Origin of the sequence: Rothia sp. HMSC069C10, from assembly GCF_001812205.1 — a bacterium.
Taxonomy (GTDB): domain Bacteria; phylum Actinomycetota; class Actinomycetes; order Actinomycetales; family Micrococcaceae; genus Rothia; species Rothia mucilaginosa.
This window is the reverse complement of the sequence record NZ_KV808282.1, coordinates 104,802-123,867: the sequence shown is the minus strand read 5'-3', so window position 1 is coordinate 123,867 and position 19,066 is coordinate 104,802. Positions and strand designations below refer to the sequence as shown.

12 protein-coding genes are annotated in these 19,066 nt (G+C 62.7%); 6 read left to right on the top strand and 6 right to left on the bottom strand.

Annotated features, from left to right (window positions below):
• Positions 1 to 26 precede the first annotated feature (26 nt).
• Positions 27 to 5,600 (top strand): DEAD/DEAH box helicase, encoded by a 5,574-nt coding sequence (locus HMPREF2842_RS00495; RefSeq protein ID WP_070641826.1) that lies wholly within the window; start codon positions 27 to 29, stop codon positions 5,598 to 5,600.
• Between the two features lie 266 nt (positions 5,601 to 5,866).
• Here the strand turns inward: HMPREF2842_RS00495 and HMPREF2842_RS00490 are convergent, their stop codons facing one another.
• Positions 5,867 to 6,451: a TetR/AcrR family transcriptional regulator gene (locus HMPREF2842_RS00490; protein ID WP_044150799.1), complete on the bottom strand. Its 585-nt coding sequence runs from the start codon at positions 6,449 to 6,451 to the stop codon at positions 5,867 to 5,869.
• A gap of 608 nt (positions 6,452 to 7,059) precedes the next feature.
• Here HMPREF2842_RS00490 and HMPREF2842_RS00485 point away from each other — a divergent pair.
• The 5 genes from HMPREF2842_RS00485 to HMPREF2842_RS00465 all read left to right on the top strand — a co-directional run bounded on the left by HMPREF2842_RS00485 (position 7,060) and on the right by HMPREF2842_RS00465 (position 12,704).
• The gene (locus HMPREF2842_RS00485) at positions 7,060 to 8,193 is read left to right on the top strand and encodes a pseudouridine synthase (protein ID WP_070641824.1); all 1,134 of its coding nucleotides are present in this window, start codon (positions 7,060 to 7,062) and stop codon (positions 8,191 to 8,193) included.
• 163 nt (positions 8,194 to 8,356) lie between these two features.
• On the top strand, positions 8,357 to 9,619 hold the full coding sequence (locus HMPREF2842_RS00480) for a glycoside hydrolase family 76 protein (protein ID WP_070641822.1): 1,263 nt from the start codon (positions 8,357 to 8,359) through the stop codon (positions 9,617 to 9,619).
• Positions 9,620 to 9,788: 169 nt separating this feature from the next.
• On the top strand, positions 9,789 to 10,727 hold the full coding sequence (locus HMPREF2842_RS00475; RefSeq protein ID WP_070641821.1) for a Dyp-type peroxidase: 939 nt from the start codon (positions 9,789 to 9,791) through the stop codon (positions 10,725 to 10,727).
• A 124-nt stretch (positions 10,728 to 10,851) separates the two neighbouring features.
• Positions 10,852 to 12,162, top strand: a complete 1,311-nt coding sequence (gene tgt / locus HMPREF2842_RS00470) for a tRNA guanosine(34) transglycosylase Tgt (protein ID WP_070641819.1) — start codon at positions 10,852 to 10,854, stop codon at positions 12,160 to 12,162.
• A 32-nt stretch (positions 12,163 to 12,194) separates the two neighbouring features.
• Positions 12,195 to 12,704 (top strand): SRPBCC family protein, encoded by a 510-nt coding sequence (locus tag HMPREF2842_RS00465; protein ID WP_070641818.1) that lies wholly within the window; start codon positions 12,195 to 12,197, stop codon positions 12,702 to 12,704.
• A 146-nt stretch (positions 12,705 to 12,850) separates the two neighbouring features.
• Here HMPREF2842_RS00465 and HMPREF2842_RS00460 read toward each other — a convergent pair whose 3' ends face one another.
• From HMPREF2842_RS00460 to HMPREF2842_RS00435, 5 genes are all read right to left on the bottom strand, one after another.
• Entirely contained in the window at positions 12,851 to 13,564 is a 714-nt protein-coding gene (locus HMPREF2842_RS00460) for a hypothetical protein (protein ID WP_070592999.1), read from the bottom strand.
• Positions 13,565 to 13,782: 218 nt separating this feature from the next.
• A complete protein-coding gene (locus HMPREF2842_RS00455) occupies positions 13,783 to 14,907 on the bottom strand; it encodes a phosphoglycerol transferase (protein ID WP_070605043.1) in 1,125 nt (374 codons plus the stop codon).
• Positions 14,908 to 15,018: 111 nt separating this feature from the next.
• Complete coding sequence (locus HMPREF2842_RS00450) at positions 15,019 to 15,531, bottom strand: acyl-CoA thioesterase (RefSeq protein WP_049340311.1); 513 nt, start codon at positions 15,529 to 15,531, stop codon at positions 15,019 to 15,021.
• A 346-nt stretch (positions 15,532 to 15,877) separates the two neighbouring features.
• A complete protein-coding gene (locus HMPREF2842_RS00440) occupies positions 15,878 to 17,383 on the bottom strand; it encodes an amino acid permease (protein ID WP_049350501.1) in 1,506 nt (501 codons plus the stop codon).
• Between the two features lie 226 nt (positions 17,384 to 17,609).
• Entirely contained in the window at positions 17,610 to 19,064 is a 1,455-nt protein-coding gene (locus HMPREF2842_RS00435) for an amino acid permease (RefSeq protein WP_049350500.1), read from the bottom strand.
• Positions 19,065 to 19,066: the final 2 nt, after the last annotated feature.

Genomic DNA, 19,066 nt, shown 5'->3' with positions numbered 1-19,066 from the left:
ACCATAAACCCCGCCATAATAGATACATGACCGACGCACTCTCCCACTTCTCCGCCCCCGTACGCGACTGGTTCCGCGCCACCTTCAGCGCGCCCACCGCCGCCCAAGAAGGCGCCTGGGAGAGCATCCGCAACGGCAACAACACCCTCATCATCGCCCCCACCGGCTCCGGTAAAACCCTCGCCGCCTTCCTCTGGGCACTCGACGCCCTCCACCGCGAACACGAAGCCGGCACCGCAGGCGGTACGCGCATCCTTTATATTTCGCCACTCAAAGCACTCGGCGCGGACGTCGAACGCAACCTGCGCGCACCCCTCGCCGGAATCACCCGCCTGAGCGGAAACGAGACGGGCGAACCCAGCATCAGCGTGGGCGTGCGCAGCGGCGACACCCCCGCACGCGAACGCCGCCAACTCATCAGCAACCCGCCCGACATTCTCATCACCACCCCCGAATCCCTCTACCTCATGCTCACCAGCGCCGCCCGCAACACCCTCGCGGGCGTAACCACCGTGATCGTGGACGAGATTCACAACCTCGCCGCCACCAAACGCGGCGCACACCTGGCGGTCTCCCTCGAACGCCTCGACGCGCTCCTTACGAAGCCCGCACAGCGCATTGGGCTCTCCGCAACCGTCGAAAACCCGGAGGCGGTCGCCCGGTTCCTCGGCGGCATTCAGCCGGTGACCATCATGAGCCGCCCGGTCGCCAAAGAATGGGACCTGCGCCTGAGCGTGCCCGTACCCGATATGGCGGCGCTCGGAGGCACCAACGACTACGGGCAGGGGCTCTACGCGCCCTCGGAGGCGCGAGGTAGCGGGGATTCAGCTTCTGCCGGCTCGCCGGTAGGTGCGGCACAGCCTGCCCCCGGCGCCACAAACATCCCGGCGAGCATGCTCTACACCCTGGAAGACGCCATTGGCGTGTTCCCTGGCCAGAAAACTAGTCAGGAAACTGGACAAGAAACCGGGCAGGAGAGCCCGGCGCAGGAGGGCGATAACGCCGCGCCCAAAAATACGCTCACCATCCCAGAAGAGGCATTGCTAGAAGGGGCGCTGCACGAAAAGGCGCTGCGAGACACCCCCGATAGCGAGCGCCCCGAGACTTCCATCTGGCCGCGCGTGCAGGAGCGCATCGTCGACCATATTGAGAACAACCGTTCTACGATTGTTTTCGTTAACTCGCGTGGACTAGCAGAAAAGCTCACCGCGGCACTCAACGATATTCATCTACGCCGCGTGCTCGCAAAGCAGGGAATCAACCCCGAAGACTATGCGGCAGGCATCTGCGACATCGCCGAGGTGCCGCCGCTCGCCCGCGCGCACCACGGCTCCGTGTCCAAGGAACAGCGCACCCTCATCGAGGAGGCGCTCAAGGGCGGAACCCTGCGCTGCGTAGTCGCCACCAGCTCCCTGGAGCTGGGCATCGACATGGGCCACGTGGACCTTGTCATTCAGGTTGCGGCGCCGCCCTCGGTCGCCTCCGCACTGCAACGCGTGGGTCGCGCCGGGCACCGCGTGGGCGAAATTTCGCGCGGATTCTTCTACCCCAAGCACCGCGGCGACCTACTCGGAGCAACCGTCACCCTCGCCGGCATGCGCAGCGGAACCCTCGAACCGCTCGCTATCCCCACCAACCCCCTGGACGTGCTCGCACAGCAGACCGTCGCCGCCTGCGCGTTGGGCCCCATCAGCGTGGACTCCTGGTACGAAGCGCTACGCCGCAGCGCCCCCTACGCCGAGCTACCGCGCGCCCTCTTCGACTCCGTGCTCGAGATGCTCGCCGGACGCTACCCCTCCGACGAGTTCGCCGAACTGCGCCCGCGCATCATCTGGGACCGCACCCCCACCGAGGAGGCTCCCTCCGGCAGTATTGAGGGTCGTCCCGGTGCGCAGCGCCTCGCCGTCACCAGCGGCGGCACGATTCCCGACCGCGGCCTCTTCCCCGTCTACCTGGTTAGCAGCGATGAAGAGCGCGGCCCCAAGCGCGTGGGTGAGCTCGACGAAGAAATGGTGTACGAATCCCGCGCAGGCGAGGTCATCACCCTCGGCGCGAGTAGCTGGCGCATTGAAGAAATTACGCACGACGCGGTGCGGGTCTCCCCCGCGCCCGGTCAGCCCGCGCGCCTGCCCTTCTGGCACGGCGACCGCATGGGCCGCCCCTACGCCTTGGGTGTGCAGACGGGTGCGTTCACGCGCGCCCTCTCCAGCCTGGATGCCACCGATAGCACCGCCGCCCGCCAGCAGCTCGAACAGCTCGGGCTGGACACCTGGGCGGTCGATAATCTGCTCGCCTACCTGCGTGAGCAGCGCGAATCCACCGGTGCGGTTCCCTCCGACACCCGCATGATTGTGGAGCGGCACCGCGATGAGCTGGGCGATTGGCGCGTGGTCTTGCACTCGCCGCTGGGCTACGGGGTGCACGCACCCTGGGCGCTGGCGGTGCGCGCCCGCATTGAGGAGCGGTACGGGGTGGACGCCTCCGTCATGGCGAGCGATGACGGCTTGATTCTCCGTCTGCCCGCCATGGAGGATGTGCCTCCCGGCGCTGACCTGTTCCTCTTCGACCCGGACGAGCTGGAGGCGATTGTCACCGAACGCGTGGGCGATTCTGCGCTTTTTGCGTCTCGGTTCCGTGAGAATGCGGCGCGCGCCCTGCTGTTACCGCGCCGTGATCCGGGTAAGCGCACCCCGCTGTGGCAGCAGCGTCAGCGTGCGGCGCAGCTGCTGGATGTGGCGCGTAAGTACCCTGATTTTCCGGTGCTTTTGGAGACGGCGCGCGAGTGTCTGCAGGATGTGTACGATGTTCCGGCGCTGGTTCAGGTGCACCGTTCACTGCAGTCTCGGGCGGTGTCCATGCTGGAGGTTGAGACGAACGAGCCTTCGCCTTTTGCGCGCACTCTGCTCTTTGAGTACGTTGCCGAGCATCTCTACGACGGCGATGCGCCCGCCGCCGAACGCCGCGCCGCCGCGCTCTCGCTGGACCCGGCGCTGCTTGCTGAGTTGCTGGGTTCGAGCGGTCTGCGTGACCTGCTGGATCCGGCGGTGCTAGTGCAGACTCAGCAACGCCTGCAACGCACCGGTGAGCGTTACCGCGCCTGCGGTGTGGAGGGTGTGGCGGATTTGCTGCGTCAGCTGGGCCCGTTGAGCGCGCGGGAGTTGAGCCTGCGTTTGCGCTCTGACAACCCGCCGACTGAGGCGCCCGGCATTGAGCATGAGGATTCTGAAAACTACGGCGAGGAGTACGGCGAGGAGTACGGCGCGCACGCCAGCGTGGAGCAGGCGTGCGAACTGGCGGAGCAGCTGGTGCGCTCGCGCCGCGCGTTCTCGTTCATGGGAGCTGCCGACATGGGAGCTACCGACGATTCCGCCGAGCCGCAGCTGTACTATGCGGTGGTTGAGGATGCCGCGCGCCTGCGCGATGGACTGGGCATTATGCCCGCCGCGGCGCTTCCTGCTGCCCTTTTGGAGTCGGTCGCGGAGCCTTTAGAGGACCTGGTTTCTCGCTATGCGCGCACCCATATTCCCTTCACGGCGCAGCAGGCGGCGGAGCATTTTTCGCGCCTGACCCCGGTGGGTGTGGGCGTGCTGACCCCGGTGTTGCAGCGTCTTCAGCAGCAGCGCCGCCTAAGCTCTGGCGAGTTCCTGCCCGAGGTGCTGCGCGCCTCCGGGGCGGTCGGTGTTGAGTGGGTGGATACTCAGGTTTTGCGCACGATTCGTGCCCGTTCTCTGGCGGCGCTGCGTGAGGAGATTGAGCCGGTATCGGTGCAGGTCTACGGCGTTTTCCTTCCTTCGTGGCAGAACGTTCGTTCTTTATCCGTGCGGATTGCGCAGACCCTGCCGGAGGCGAGCGCCTACGGTGCGTTCATACCCTCCCGCCGCGCCGCCACAGTGGTGGGCGAGAGGGTGGCACCCCTCGGCTCGGCATCATTCAATCCGACGGCAGAAAACGGCACCACCCATGCGAGCCAGGACTCCACCTCCGCCACGGAGGATTTGCTCACCGCCATCGACCAGCTGGCGGGTGTGCGCGTACCGGCTTCCGCGCTGGAGACGCTGATTCTTCCGGCGCGCGTGCCCGGCTACCAGCCGCACATGCTGGACGAGCTCATGGCCAGCGGCAGGGTGTTCTTCACCGGCGCCGGTCAGCTCGGCGGCGGTAGCGCGCAGAAGTCTGACGGCTGGATTCGCCTGCATTTGAGCGAGAGTTCCTCGCTGACTCTGGGTGAGCTGACCATGGGCGAGGACTACCCGGAGCAGCTGGTGCGCGCGGAGAACCCCGAGCTTTGGGAGGCGCTACAGACTCCTGGCACGCTGGAGCACGCCATCTATGAGGCTCTGGCTCACGGCGGCCTGTTCGTGCCGGCGCTGCGTGAGCGGGTGACGCAGCTGATGAGCGCTGCGGCACCTGCCGGTCAGGTGGTGACTTTCCCGGATGCGGCGGAGGTTTCGGCGGCGCTGTGGCGCCTGGTGTGGTCTGGCGCGGTGACGAACGATAGTTTCGCGCCGGTTCGGGCGATGCTTGCGGGCGTCCGCAGTGCGCATCCGACGCCGGCGGCTCCCGCGCGCCTGTCGCGGGTGGGTCGCCGCGGTGCGGGTCGTATTGCGGCGGCGCGCGCCTCCATGGGTAACGCCATGGCGGGCGGCTACGGCACTGACGGTTATAGTTCCGGCAGCTACTCTGCGCCTGCCGCCGGGCGCGGTCTGCGTTCCCTGCGCGGTCATTCCCTGCGCGGCGGGCTCCATGCCGCCGCTCCCGCCGTTGCCCCGCAGGATAGCGGCCGTTTCTCCCGCGTGGACACGCTCCTGCAGGAGCCGGTGGAGGCGACCGTTGCGGCGCTCGCACGCGCCGACCTGCTGCTGGACCGTTACGGTGTGCTGACTCGCGGGTGCCTGCAGGTGGAGGATTCTGCCGGCGGGTTCTCGCAGCTGTACCGGATTTATTCGGCGGCTGAGGATCGTGCGCTGGTGCGTCGCGGATACTTTATTGAGGGTTTGGGCGCGGCGCAATTTGCCGCCCCAGCGACGGTGGACCTGCTGCGTTCTACCGCCGATAACCTGAGCGTCCCCGCAAGTCCGCAGGGTTTTGGTGCGAGCGCCTACACCCCGCAGCGTACCGATACCGAGCAGGTGTACGGCACATTCACGGTGACCCTGCTGGCGGCGACGGATCCGGCGAACCCGTACGGTGCGGCGTTGAGCTGGCCCGCAATTCCCTCCTTTGCTCACGAGGGTGCGGGCACGGTGAAGCACCGCCCGGCGCGTAAGGCGGGCGCCTGCGTGGTGCTGGTGGACGGCGCCCCGGTGCTGTACGTGGAGCGCGGCGCGAAGACTCTGCTGGCGTTTACCACCGACCCGGTGCTTCTGGAGGCGGCTGCCCCCGCCCTGGCGCGCCTGGTGTCTGCCGGTGGTGCGGAGAAGATTTCGGTGGAGAAGGTCAACGATGTGGAGCTTTTGGGCACCCACACGCTGAACACATCCGCACAGGGCGCAGCCACTGGCGAAGTTACGGAGCACCCTGTGGAGGCACTGCGTGCGGCACTGCAGATGCAGGGTTTCTACGCGACGGTCCGGGGGTTGTCGCTGCGCCGTGCCATTTAGCCAAGCACAACCTAAAGCTCAACCTCAGATTAAATAATTCCTTTAACCTCAACCTGAGCAGCATAATGCCCCACACCCTCGTCAAGGGGGTGCGGGGCATTATGTTTCCCTACTCACGATCCGGGTGGTGTTCCCGGAGTCCGCCACGTCGCATGCGGCGCGGCGGAGGAATAACCGCCCGGATGTCCACGTCGCCTTTGCCGTGGAGCACATAACCAAACATCGGAGCGGGAAGTCCTACGTTGACCTGTCACATCTTACGGCGACTAGTAGCCGCCGGTGAGGGTGTCCACAGCGCCCAGGCACAGGTCGATAGCTTCTTCGAGCCCGAGCCCGCGGGAGCGAACGGTGCGCTGATCGCGGGGGTTGAGCTGCACGACGTGCAGGGCGAAGTAGTCGACGAGCTGCAACCAACCACCGAGAATGACGCGGGTGCGGTCGTTAATCGGCATGCCGGTACGCTTGAGCATCCATTCGAGGTAGTCGGTGGGGTTGTTCGGGAAGTCCTCCCCACCGGGGGTGGGGACACCGGCTACGACGAGGAAGTACGTACGCAGTGCATTGCGCAGGGCCTCTTCGGGGTTTTCGTGATGCTCGCCCAGGGCTTCGAGGACCGCTTTGGCTTCGCGTCGAGTGACGGCGGCAGCCAGGGAGTCCTTGCCGGGGAAGTAGTGGTAAAGCAGGGCACGAGTGATGCCGGCATCGCGAGCGATAGCGCTCATGGAGGCACCCAGCACGCCGCGGCGAGTGAAATGTTCTGCAGCAATTTTCAGAATTTGCTCTTCGCGTTCGTGCGGTTCCATGCGCAGGGCACCGGTACGAGGCTCTGCATTCTTTTGTGAATGTTCCATAACCTCTCCTGCTTTATTTTCCGGTGTTTTAGAATTGTCCGATTGCATCGCTGTCATCGGGGCTGTTCCTTTAATCTCTGCATCCTTGCGCTGTTTCTGTCCCATTTCGACCCCTTCGTCCGACATTTCGAACTTCTGTGCCTTAATCGTACCGCTTTAAGGCTGTTTCCAGCTTTTATTAAGGCGTTTATGACGTAGGATGCCCAGGTTAGCAGGTCTTTACTTGCTTTACATCTTTTATAATTAGAAAAACCACAGGGGCTAAATTGAGGGTTATTAGTTTCTGATTTGACAGCATTTTCGAAAATACCGCACTCAATCGATAGTTTTTGTAAAATTAATGCACTTTTTTTAAATTAAATGTCCAATAATTTCAAAAATTTGTGAAGTTTTCGTTTTCTGTTCCACGTATTCACACAAACATTCATGAGTGTCAGACAAATCAAAATTTCGCAACCCCACACCCAAACCCACGTTAATATTTCCCCCGCCCCCACCCGCACACAGCCCCACCCGTACACAGCTCAGTGCAGCCAGTTCGGCTCGCATATGTTCAGCCCCAATTCTGCCCTGCCCAGACACTAGAGCTCAGGCGGTAGAGTAGAGCCATGCCCGCACAGAACACCACCCGCACGCAGCCCAGTACGCAGCCCGGCGCAAACTACCAGGCGAAGCCTGCACGCCGCACACACCGCCGCCTCCTGACCCCTCCGCTGGCACAGAAGAACGGCATTGACCCGATTCAGCTGATTCTGCCGCACCTGGAGGAGCTCCCCGCCGAGCTTGCCCCAAACGGTAGCTCCGCGACCAGCACCACCCCGACGACCGTCGCGGATTATCTGATTGCGCGTTTCTACCCGAACGACCCGCAGATTATTCACGCCCGCTTTAATACCGGCGAGGTGCGCCTGGATGACGGCACGGTGCTGACCAGCGATAGCCCCTACATGCCGGGCGAGCGCATCTGGTACTTCCGCGAGCTTGCCGATGAGCCGGAGCTACCCTCCGATATGCCGGTGCTCTACGAGGACGAGCACGTGCTGGCGATTGATAAGCCGCATTTTCTGCCGACCACCCCGCGCGGTGCTTATATTGCGCAGACCGCGCTGACCAAGCTGCGGGTGCGTGAGCAGAACCCGCTGCTGATTCCGATTCACCGCCTGGACCGCCCGACCGCGGGCGTGCTACTTTTTGCTAAGACCGTGGAGGCGCGCCGCCCCTTCCAGATGATGTTTCAGCACCGTCGGGTGTCGAAGACCTACCGCGCCGTGGCGCCGGTTCCCGCTGACCCCGCCGCCGCCGAGCGGGCGCTGAGTGCGGAGGGGCTACAGGTGCGTTCACATATTCAGAAGATTCGCGACCAGCTGCAGGTTCAGCAGCTTTCTGAGGAGCAGTGCGCGGCGCAGGGTGTGGAGCCGAATACGCTGACGACCGCGAAGATTCTGCGGACTTTCACTCCGAGCGCGCAGGCGGTTGCTGGTTGGCGTGCGGAACCGAATAGAGAATGGGCGCTCTATGATTTGGCGCCTCACACCGGCAAAACGCACCAGCTGCGGGCGCACCTGAATATGCTCAGCGCCCCCATTCTGGGCGATGTGCTCTACCCGCAGGTGCTACCCGACGCGCCAGACCGCCCGGAGTACCCGCTGCAGTTGCTGGCGTACAGTCTGCATTTTGAGCATCCCATCACCGGCGAGCGAGTGGATCTGTACAGCGGGCGTTCGCTGACTGCCGCCTCCTAACCGGTTTTTGAGTGGAGTTCACTCCGTTCCCTGCGGTGCATCTTCTCGGCGGGCTCTTGAAAAGGAATCACACCCGAGAGCCCGCCCACAGTATTCGGGCGTTCAGAGGGCAAAAAGTGGGATAATTTCAGACGTAATACTTCACCGCTACTACAGAGGGTCCATGAATTCCCAGCCGTCTTCCCACAACGCGCAGTCTCTGGAGTCGATTAGCGAGTACGCCGAGCGCACCTCCTCGCATGCCGCTGCCGCAGCCGCCAGCGTCACCGACACCTTCGTGCACCGTATTCTTGGCGTTCCCGGCGCCCTCATCGGTTCGGTGCAGGTGCCCGACCCGCGCCCGCTGAGCCAGCGCCTGAACGCTTGGCACTACTGGTGGCAGGCGCACCTGCTGGACTGTGTGATTGATGCCGGTCAGCGTCACCTGCGCGAAGGCGATATTACTGCCGCCCAGGAGCAGCTGCACCGCGCCCGCGCACTATTGCGCGGCATTAACGTGCGTAATTACGGCCGCTTCGCAAACGACTACTTTGACGATATGGCGTGGCTGACCCTCGCGGTGGGCCGCATGAACTCCTTCTGCATTGAGCTGACCGGCGCGAATGATGTTGCCGCCCAGGATGCTGGCGCGGCCCTCTTTGAGCAGTTGGCGAAGGGTTTCTCCCCGGTGGGTGGCATGAGTTGGCGCAAGTCCAAGCGTGATTTTGTGAATGCTGCGGCGACCGCGCCGACTGCTCTGGCGTATGCGCGTGCGGGCGACCCGAAGACTGCCGCCGCGCTCATGGACTGGATGAACGAAACCCTCTGGGATGCAGAACGTTCACTCTATATTGACGGAGTGAACGTGCGCGGCGAGGAGTACGAATACGAGCGTAGCGAATTCACCTACAACCAGGGAACCGCCCTGGGCGCGCTGCTGAGTTTGGCGGCCTCCGGTGTGCCCTGCGAGGTAGACCCCGCCGAGCGCGCCGAGCGTCTCATCGTCGGCATCGTCAAGCACATGACCGAAGAGGTGGAGTTCCTCTCCGGTGCGCGCCGCCGCATCCTCATCTCTCACGGCGACGGCGACGGCGGCCTGTTCACCGGCATTCTCGTGCGCTACCTGGGCATGGCGGCGTCCTCGCCGCTGCTCAGTGATGAGGCGCGAGCGCTCGCCTCGACCCTGGTGTACTCGACTGCACGCGCCCTGTGGGAGGGTCGCCGCGAGTTCGACCCCAACCTGCCGATGAACGAGTACGGCATTGACCCGAATGAGATTCGCGGTAAGGCGCTCGTGCAGTTCTCCCCGCGGTTCACCGAGCCGATGAGCAAGGTTGTGAAGCCCGGCGCGCCGGTGGAGCTGTCCGCTCAGGTGCAGGCGTGGACTATTTTTGAGACGGCGGCGCGTCTGGCGCATGCGCGGTACCTCGCCTCCCACAGTTTCTAAGGCACAGTTTCTAAAACCCTGCTGTTCTTTATCCCCAGCCCTAATCTTCTCCCTGCGGTGCGTTCTCGCATCGGCGCATTCTCTCAGTAGCGCAGAAGGTTAGGGCCTGTGCAGAAGGTTAGGGCTAGATTCATTGCAGGGGCGTGCGCACGGGCGTACGGTGAGTTTTATGTTTGCACCAGAATCACAACAGGTCACTGCCAGCCCGAACGCTAACACCATTTTCATGGTGTGGAAGTTCAAGGAAGGCCTCAGCCAGGATGCGCTCATTGAGGGTTTTCAGAACCTCTGCGGGCTCGTCATTAACCTCAACCACACCGCCGCGAACCGCTACTCGCCCGAGAACGCCAGCATTGTGCTGGGTATCAGCCACAGCGCGTGGCTGACCCTGGATCTGCCCAAGCCGCTGCCGCAGGAGCTCGTGGAGTTCGAGGAGATTAGGGGCCATAAGCACACCGCGGTGTCCACTCCCGGCGATTTGCACTTCCACATCCGCGCGACCCAGCCGTCCATCGCCTACGATATGGCGTCCGCTATTACCGCGGCTCTGCGCGATATTGCTGAGGTTGTGGATGAGGTGCACGGCTTCCGCTACTGGGACGGCCGCTCCATCATCGGTTTTGTGGACGGCACCGAGAACCCGCAGACCCCCGCGGCACGCGAATACTTCGGCATCATCGGTGACAGCGACCCCATGTACAGGGGCGGCAGCTACCAGTTCGTGCAGAAGTACATCCACGACATGACCGCGTGGAACGCCCTGCCCGTTGCCGAGCAGGAGAAGGTCATCGGCCGCTCCAAGCACGACGACATCGAGATGAGCGAGGACGAAAAGCCCGCCAACTCGCACTCCGCTATCGCCAATATCGGTGACGATTTCAAGGTTATTCGCGACAACATGCCCTTCGGCACCGTGGGTAACAACGAGCTGGGCACCTACTTCATCTGCTACGCCAGCACCTTCTCGACCGTCCGGAAGATGCTCATGAACATGTTCACCGGCGTGGATGGCGCCAACTACGACCGTCTGCTGGATTTCAGCACTGCGGTGACCGGCACCCTCTTCTTCGTGCCGACCGTGGATATGCTCGGCGATTTCGCCGGCTAAGGCGAGCTAAACCCAGCTACCCTCAGCTAAATTCTCGTGAACCCCGCCTCCGGCAAGAGAGGCGGGGTTTTCCGGTAGGCTAGGGTGTAGACATTCAGACGGAAAGCAAACAATCGAGAGAAGAATGAGCGTTCTAGATAACTCTTTCCCCACCGAGGACTTTGGCTTCACCATCACCAGTCGCCTGGCGGACACCGCCTCCCCCAGCGCTGAACGTGTAGAAGCCAACGGCGGACAGTTCCGCGGACGCACCGGTGTCATCACCACCCCGCACGGACAGATCCAGACCCCCGCCTTCACCCCCGTGGGCACCAAGGCAACCGTCAAGGCGGTCCTACCCGAATCCATGAAGGAGCTCGGCGCTCAGGCTCTGCTCTCCAACGCCTACCACCTGTACCTGCAGCCCGGCCCCGAAATCCTCGACGCGGCAGGCGGCTTGGGCGCATTCATGAACTGGGACGGACCCACCTTCACCGACTCCGGCGGCTTCCAGGTCATGAGCCTGGGCTCCGGCTTCAAGAAGGTGATCGACATGGGTACCGTCGCGGGCGCTAAGGGCGCCGACGGCCGCCCCCTCGGTGACGACGACGTGGCAAAGGGCAAGGAACGCCTCGCCCACATTGACGACGACGGCGTGAACTTCAAGTCGCATATTGACGGCTCGATTCACCGCTTCACCCCCGAGGTGTCCATGCAGGTTCAGCACCAGATTGGTGCCGACGTCATGTTCGCCTTCGACGAGCTGACCACCCTGTACAACTCCCGCGGCTACCAGGAGGAGGCGCTCGAACGCACCCGCCTGTGGGCGCTGCGCTGCATCGCTGAGCACCAGCGCCTCACCGCAGAGCGTGTGGGCAAGCCCTACCAGGCGCTGTTTGGCGTGATTCAGGGTGCCCAGTACGAGGACCTGCGCCGCAAGGCCTGCCAGGACCTCGGTTCCATGCCCTTCGACGGCTTCGGCATCGGTGGCGCGCTCGAGAAGGAAAACCTCGGCACCATCGTGCGCTGGTGCGCCGAAGAGCTGCCCGAGTCCAAGCCCCGCCACCTGCTCGGCATCTCCGAACCCGACGACATCTTCGTCGGCATCGAGAACGGCGTGGACACCTTCGACTGCGTCTCCCCCACCCGCGTGGCGCGCAACGCCGCCGTCTACTCCCCCACCGGCCGCTACAACATCACCAACGCGCGCTTCAAGGCGGACTTCTCGCCCATCTACGAGGGCTGCGACTGCTACACCTGCACCCACTACACCCGCGCTTACCTGCGTCACCTCTTCAAGGCGGACGAGCGTCTGGCGGCAACCCTCGCTTCCATCCACAATGAGCGTTTCATCGTGCGCATGGTAGACGACGCCCGCGAAGCCATCAAGGACGGCACCTACTTCGAGTACCGTGACGAATTCCTCGGCAACTACTACTCCGGCAAGAAGCCCTAAACCCGCTCTTCAACCCGCTTAAGGAGAACCCTATGAGCATCACTCATGTTCCCGATGAGGAGCTTCTCGTCTTCGACCACGAGATCGCAGCCCCGGTCGAGGACGTCTTCGGCGCCTACCTGGACCCCGAACTGCTGGTCCGCTGGTACGGCCCCGCCGGCTGGCACGTGCGCCCCACCGACGTTGTCGTGGAGCCTGTCGTCGGCGGCATGCAGCGCCTGTCCATGATCAACGAGGTTGACCCCTCGGTGTCCTGCATTCTGCAGAGCCGCTTTTTGAGCATTGAACCGTTCAAGGAGCTCGAATACGCCGAGCAGTTGCCCGACCACCTGGGCAACCCCGGTAGCGTGCTGGTGTACCAGCGTCACCGTTTCTTCCCCGAAACCGTGATTACCGCCGACGGCGTGGGTTCCGGTACCCGCATCCTCATTGAGATTGGCCCCATGCCCGCCTCGGTTCACGAGGAGGTGCGCACCACCTGGCGTTCGACCTTCGCCCGCCTGGATGACGTACTCGCCGCCCGCGCACGTGGGGAGCTCTAAAACCTGCCGCGCCAGCTGCCTGAGATAGCTTCAAGACAAAAAGCGCCGCGTTGACGAATCATTCGTCAACGCGGCGCTTGTGTTTAACACCCGTGCCTTGCCGGGTGCACCTTCTGGGGTGTGCCCTGCCGGATGTGAATCGTAAACTAGTTGGTCAGCTTCACGGTAATGACGGTGCTACCACCATCCAGGGACACGCACTCGGGGGTCGCACGATCCGCGCCGTCGCCCGGCTTCCAGTAGCAGCGCGCCGACATGACGGTACGCTCACCATTCGCCTTATCGGTCACCTCGGCGGGGTTCTGCACCACAAACTGGCGGATCAGCTCACGCGCAAACAGGCAATCCACCGCACCCGAGGCCACCTGAACCGTAGCGTTGTGCTTCAGGTAGCCGGTAGCGTCCATGCTGCCGCAGCTACCGCCCGCAGACTGAACATCCGAGTTGGACAGGCTTGCGGTGCTCGACGCCTTCGCCACTGCACTCGCCGAAGTATTCGCCTTAGCCGATGCGGAAGGGCTCGACGCCGCGCTCGCCTGCGCGGTTGCCGTGGGGCTTGCGGTGGTGATGGTTCCGGGGCTCACGGTAGCCACCGCGGTGGGGGTGTGCACGGTACCGGCAGTCGGGGTGCTTTCAGTGACCGTTGCGGTGCGGGTGGGGCTGGCGGTTGCCTTCGCGCTCGTAGCGCTGGGGCTAGGGGTTGCGGTGGCGCTCGGGGAGGCGGTAGTGGCGCCTCCGGAGCATGCCGACAGCGCCAGCAGCAGCGTGGCACCGAGTGCTACGGGGCTGTAGCGCTTAGCGGTGCGGAGGGTAGTAGAACGAGCCTGGATAGAAGTCTGGTGCTTCTGTGCCGGATGCATGGTGACCTTTCTGCGTCATCGGTTCGGGTTCCTAACCAGTATTCTAAAGACGCTACCTGTGAGCTAGCTATACGGCATCTTAGGAACCCACAGGGTGCCCCCGCTAGGACACAGCGGGTAGAGGCACAGCGCAATAAGAGGGGCTCCCCGGCAGTGCGGGAAGCCCCTCCTTGGCTCTTCACAACTCATTGACAGCTCATTAACTCTGACGCGGGCGCTTATCCTTCTCGCCTGCCACCGACCGTAATAGTGCGGCCGTTCCCGTCATGGCAGGTCATCGAGCCAGTCTCAATCTCGCCCAAGCAGGTCAGCTGCTTGCCCTCAGCAACGGGCAAGATCACCACATCCAAGGCGTGCATTATCTTCGTGTTTGCGGTGGTGGTTTCCGCGTGCAGAGCCGAGGACTCATTCACGGTATTCACCTCGCTGGCGCCGGTCAGGAAGTTCATGCGAGTCACCTCCACCGGACCGGCAAAAGTGCGGCCGACAGCACCGTTACCGTTGCCGGTCTGCTCGCCGGTGCGGCGCTCGCACACCAGGGTTCCGTCCGCGGGGTTCAGCTCGCAGAGGGTGCGCTCGTCATCGCTCTTGAAACGGTAGTAGCCGGCACCGGAATCGTAGTAGGAGGGCTCCATGAGGAAGGGAATCTGGGGAGCATCCGGATTGTCCAGGCGAGCCACAAAGGCGACATCCTCACCGATGGTGCACTCGGGGGCGCCGCGATCCTCGCGACGGTTCTCAACCATCTCGTACTGCGGGTTCCAGTAGCAGGTGGCGTCCTGAACCTTCGCAACCTGGTGCTGGGTCGTGTTGTCGTCGGCACGCGGGGTGGTGACGTACTCGGTCAGCACGTCCAGGGCGTGGGCGCAGTCCACGGTACCGCGCAGCACCATGATTTCCGCGCCGGTCTTCAGGTAGCCCTTACGTCCGATGTGTCCGCAGCGCTCGCCGGCGGAGGCGCGCTCAGCCTCCACCTTTTCGGGCGCACGGGGCGTCGCAGCGACAGTGGGGTTTGCGACCGTTGCGGAGGTTGCCTTCGCCTCAGCGGGTGCGGAGGACTCGGACGCCTTCGCCTCGGCGCTCTCTGCGGGGGCTGACACCCGAGTCTCGGTGACGGTCGGCTCGGTCTTCTTCGTCGGTGACGGGGACGCGGTGGAGGAAGGGAGCGGGTACTGCGAGTGGTTAGCCGTGTTGGAGGGGCTGGGGCTCGACGAAGAGTTTTCGCTCTGAGAACCGCCAAAGCAGCCGGTCAGGGCGAGGAGCAGGGCGGCGGCGCATCCGGTGGCGCGCATCGTGCGGCGACCCCGGCTGGCGGAGTCTGCCTGAGTGTGGTGGAACGACATTGTTATCTCTCCCGGGAATGAACCTTTTGCACCCTTTGCAGAAGGTATTTAAAGCATACGCTTGACCCCGTTCAAGACCGGTTTATTACAGCGGAGCGCCGGTATCTACCCCTATTTCTGCGGCAGGTAGGAGCTCAACAGCTCACGCTGCTCGGGGCTCAGACGGGTCAAACGACCCACAACCGAATCCCAGAACGCCAGCACGGTAAAGGCACGCACGCACTCGCGGCCGTCCACCGGGGAGAGAATCGAGTAGCCAATACGCACGGATGCGGCGCTGACCTTCTCCACGCTCAGGCGCACTGGCACGGGCTCACCAGTGTAGGGCAGCTGAGCCAGGTAGCGGATGCCGTGCTCGGCAATGAGTGCCTGCACACCCTCGGCAACCAGGTCGAAAAGCGGAATCGGAGGCTGCGGTGCCACGGTGGGCTTCTGCCCGGAGGAGGGCGGTGGGCCGAAGAGCGCCACGCGGGCTTCTTCCATGACCGAGAGGATGGCAACGTTGTTGACGTGCCCGTAGGCGTCCATATCGCCCCAGCGTGCGGGTACGTGCACCAGCAGTTCGTCGGTGGTACCGGCCTCAGGGGCGGGGGTGTTTTCGCGGTTCTTTTCGTGGCTTTGCATGGTTTTAACTCTACTCCCCCGCCGCTTTGAGGGGGCTATTCGTACGAATCCGCAAGGTACAGCAAATGAATCAGCTGATGATGATTCGGGGGCTAGAAATATATTTGGTAGTTAAAGCGATGAGGCTCGAAAGCTACGATGCTTTCGAGCCTCATCCAACACACAGACATTTGAACGCATACAAGATCATACGGTTCACTGTCTATGATAGACCCCACTCTGAGGGCCAACTGCATTTTTACGGTTTTATTACGAGGAATTCCAGAAATTTTCCGTATTTTTCGTTTATTACTGTGTTGGAGTCTCTGCAGGCCCCAGCACCGGCTCTCCCGGCAGCTACAGAACCTTAACGGCCCAGCTTAGCCGCAGTCTCCAGGGCATGATCAGCGTCGTACTTCATGGCGTCATACTCGGCAGTTGCCTGCTGAGCCTCAACAAAGGTCTGCTCATCAATCATGTGAGTGTGGCGGATACGAGCAAAGTACAGCAGGCTCAGAACCACAAAGTAGCCCACGCCCACAATTGCCGGAACCATAGAACCGCGCACCATGAAGAGCGCAACCCACACCGCGAAGAGCAGCAGAACGCCAACCGCCGCGGTGAACTGGCCACCCCACAGGCGGAAACCATTGGCAGCAGGCTCAACACGCTTGTACACGATGTAGGCGAACAGAATCAGAACCCACACGGTCAGCGCGCACACCATGATCACAAAAATCATGGAGAGGAACGCTTCCTTCGGGCTGTACAGCGCCAGCAGAATAGCAATAACCATGCCGCTGGTCGACGCCCACACGGCGCGAGCCGGAACGCCAGCACGGTTCACCTGAGCCAGCTGGCGAGGCGCCATGCCGTCAGCCGCCAGGGAGTGTAGCAGACGCGCACCCGCGTACAGGTTTGCGTTCGCGCTCGACAGTGCCGCAATCAGCACCACAAAGTTCACGAAGTGCGCCACGCCCTGAATGCCGAGCTGTTCAAAGACCAGAACGAACGGGGAAGCATCCACCGCATCGCCTATGCCCGAGGCCGAACGCCACGGAATGATAGCAACAACAATCAGCACCGCCAGCACGTAGAAGGTCGCCAGGCGAATCATCATCGCCTTCGCCGAGGAACGCACCGAACGAGAGGGATCCTTCGCCTCCGCAGCAGAGATCGAGATCATCTCAATACCGCCGAAGGAGAACATCACAACAGCCAGCGACAGCCACACCGACTGGGGGCCGTTAGGCATGAAACCGCCGTCGTTGAAGAGGTTCGCGGTACCCACCGCAGCGTGACCGGGCAGACCGAAGAAAACCAGGCACAGGCCCACCAGCAGGAAGGCAACAATCGAAATGACCTTAATCGAAGACAGGAAGAACTCCAACATGCCGAAAGACTTCACGCTGGTCAGGTTCAGCACAATCAGCGCCACACCAAACGCGGCAATACCCGCCCACAGCGGAAGCTGCGGCCACCAATAATTCAAGTACATCGCAACCGACACCAGCTCAACACCGGCAATCAGCACAGTCGCCGTCCAGTAGGCGATGCGAGTCAAAAAGCCCGCGAAGGGGCCCAGGTAGCGGGTAGCAATAGTACCGAAACCGCCGCGGACAGGGTAGCGAACCGCCATTTCACCGGTTGCCGCGCCAATCACCGAAGCGAGCGCAGAACCAATAGCGTAGGTGAGAATGACCGCGGGACCAGCCATCGCAATGGCGGTGCCCGAACCCAAGAAGAGGCCCGTACCGAGCGCGGAACCCATCACGATCATGGTCATCTGTCCGTGGGACAGAGAACGCTTCAGGGTGCGCGATCCGGCGGTCCCCGCTGCAGCGTGGCTGCGGGTATCGTCGTTGTGGGACACGAAGGTGCCTTCCGTCAGTACGCCTTAGGGGCGTGATGTGCAATGTGTGCTCGCACCCGGCTTCTGCGGCTTCTAGCCTCGTTGACGGGTACGAATAGTTAACTATTCTACGGGCACACTCACACCGCTCAGAACAGCGCCGTCTAGGGTACAAAAGCGAAAAGGCACCGAACGGGGGTGCTCCCCCATCCGGTGCCTTTTATGTTTTAGCCTCGCGAGGCTTTATTTAGTGCTGTGCCGCGCTGGTGTTCTCGTCGGCGTGCATAGCGTCCAGGTCGGGGCGCTCATAACCGCCCTGAACCTTCGAGGAGATGGCGTAGCCAATAGAAATCAGCACGAAGAAGACGATGCCGACCATGATCGATTCCTGAACGCCCGAGCCAGGCAGCATGAACATTGCCGCCAGGGTCGCCAGAACACCCGCCAGAGCCAGACCTGCGGTGACGCGGCCACCCAGCACGGTGAAGGAGGAGGCGTCCTTCTGGTCCTTCTTGTACGCCTGGTAGGTCAGCAGAATCATGACCCACACAACCAGGATGCACAGGGTCACCAGCGCCATGAGCAGCGCAAAGATGTCGCCAATCTTGGCAACAGCCATCACGGTTGCCACGACAACGCCGGTGAAGGAGATGAGCAGAGCCACGACCGGCACGCCGCGCGAGGAGGTGCGTGCAGCCACTGCGGGAGCCATACGGTCAGAGCCCAGGGCGTGCAGCAGGCGAGTTGCCGCGTACAGGGAGGCGTTAGCGCCAGAGAGCGCAGCAACGAGCACCACGAAGTTCATGATGTCCGCGGCGAAGGGGATACCCAGCTCAGAGAAGACGAGCACGAACGGCGACTCGGTCAGCTCCGAGTTCTGTGCGGCGGTCTGCCAGGGCACCAGGCACAGAATAATTGCCATGGACACCACGTAGAAGGTGGACAGGCGCCAAATCATTGCCTTCACGCTGGTTGCCACCGAGCGTGCCGGGTCTTTCGCCTCCGCTGCGGAGAGAGAAATCATTTCCACACCGCCGAAGGAGAACATGACAACAGCCATCGAAATCCAGATGGATGCCGGGCCGTTGGGCAGGAAGCCACCGTCGTTCACGAGGTTTGCGGTACCCGCCGCGGCATGACCGGGCAGGCCCACGAACACCAGCAGTACACCAATCACCATGAACACGATGACGGCAGAAACCTTAATCGAAGAGAGCATGAACTCCAGGGCGCCGAAGGACTTCACGCTCACCAGGTTCAGCACCAGAATAATTGCGCCGAAGAGGGCGACGAACACAGCCAGGGGAACGTCCGGGAACCAGTACGCCATGTAGTGGCCAACCGCCACCAGCTCAGCGCCAGCCAGCGGCACGGTGCACGCCCAATACGCCCAGCGAGTCAGGTAGCCGCTAAAGGGGTTCAGGTATCGGCTCGCAATGGTGCCGAAACCGCCCTGGACGGGGTGACGCACGGACATTTCGCCCGCGCACGCAGCAATGGTTGCCGCAATCATCGAACCAATAGCGTAAGAGAGGATTGCGCCGGGGCCCGCAATTTTAATGGCGGAGGAGGAGCCCAGGAACAGGCCCGTACCCAGCGCCAAGCCCATCGCAATCATGGTCAACTGGCCGTGGGAGAGGGAACGATTCAACGAGTCGTTCTTCTCCGACTGCTCGGGGGTGTTCCCCTGCAGTTTAGACATAA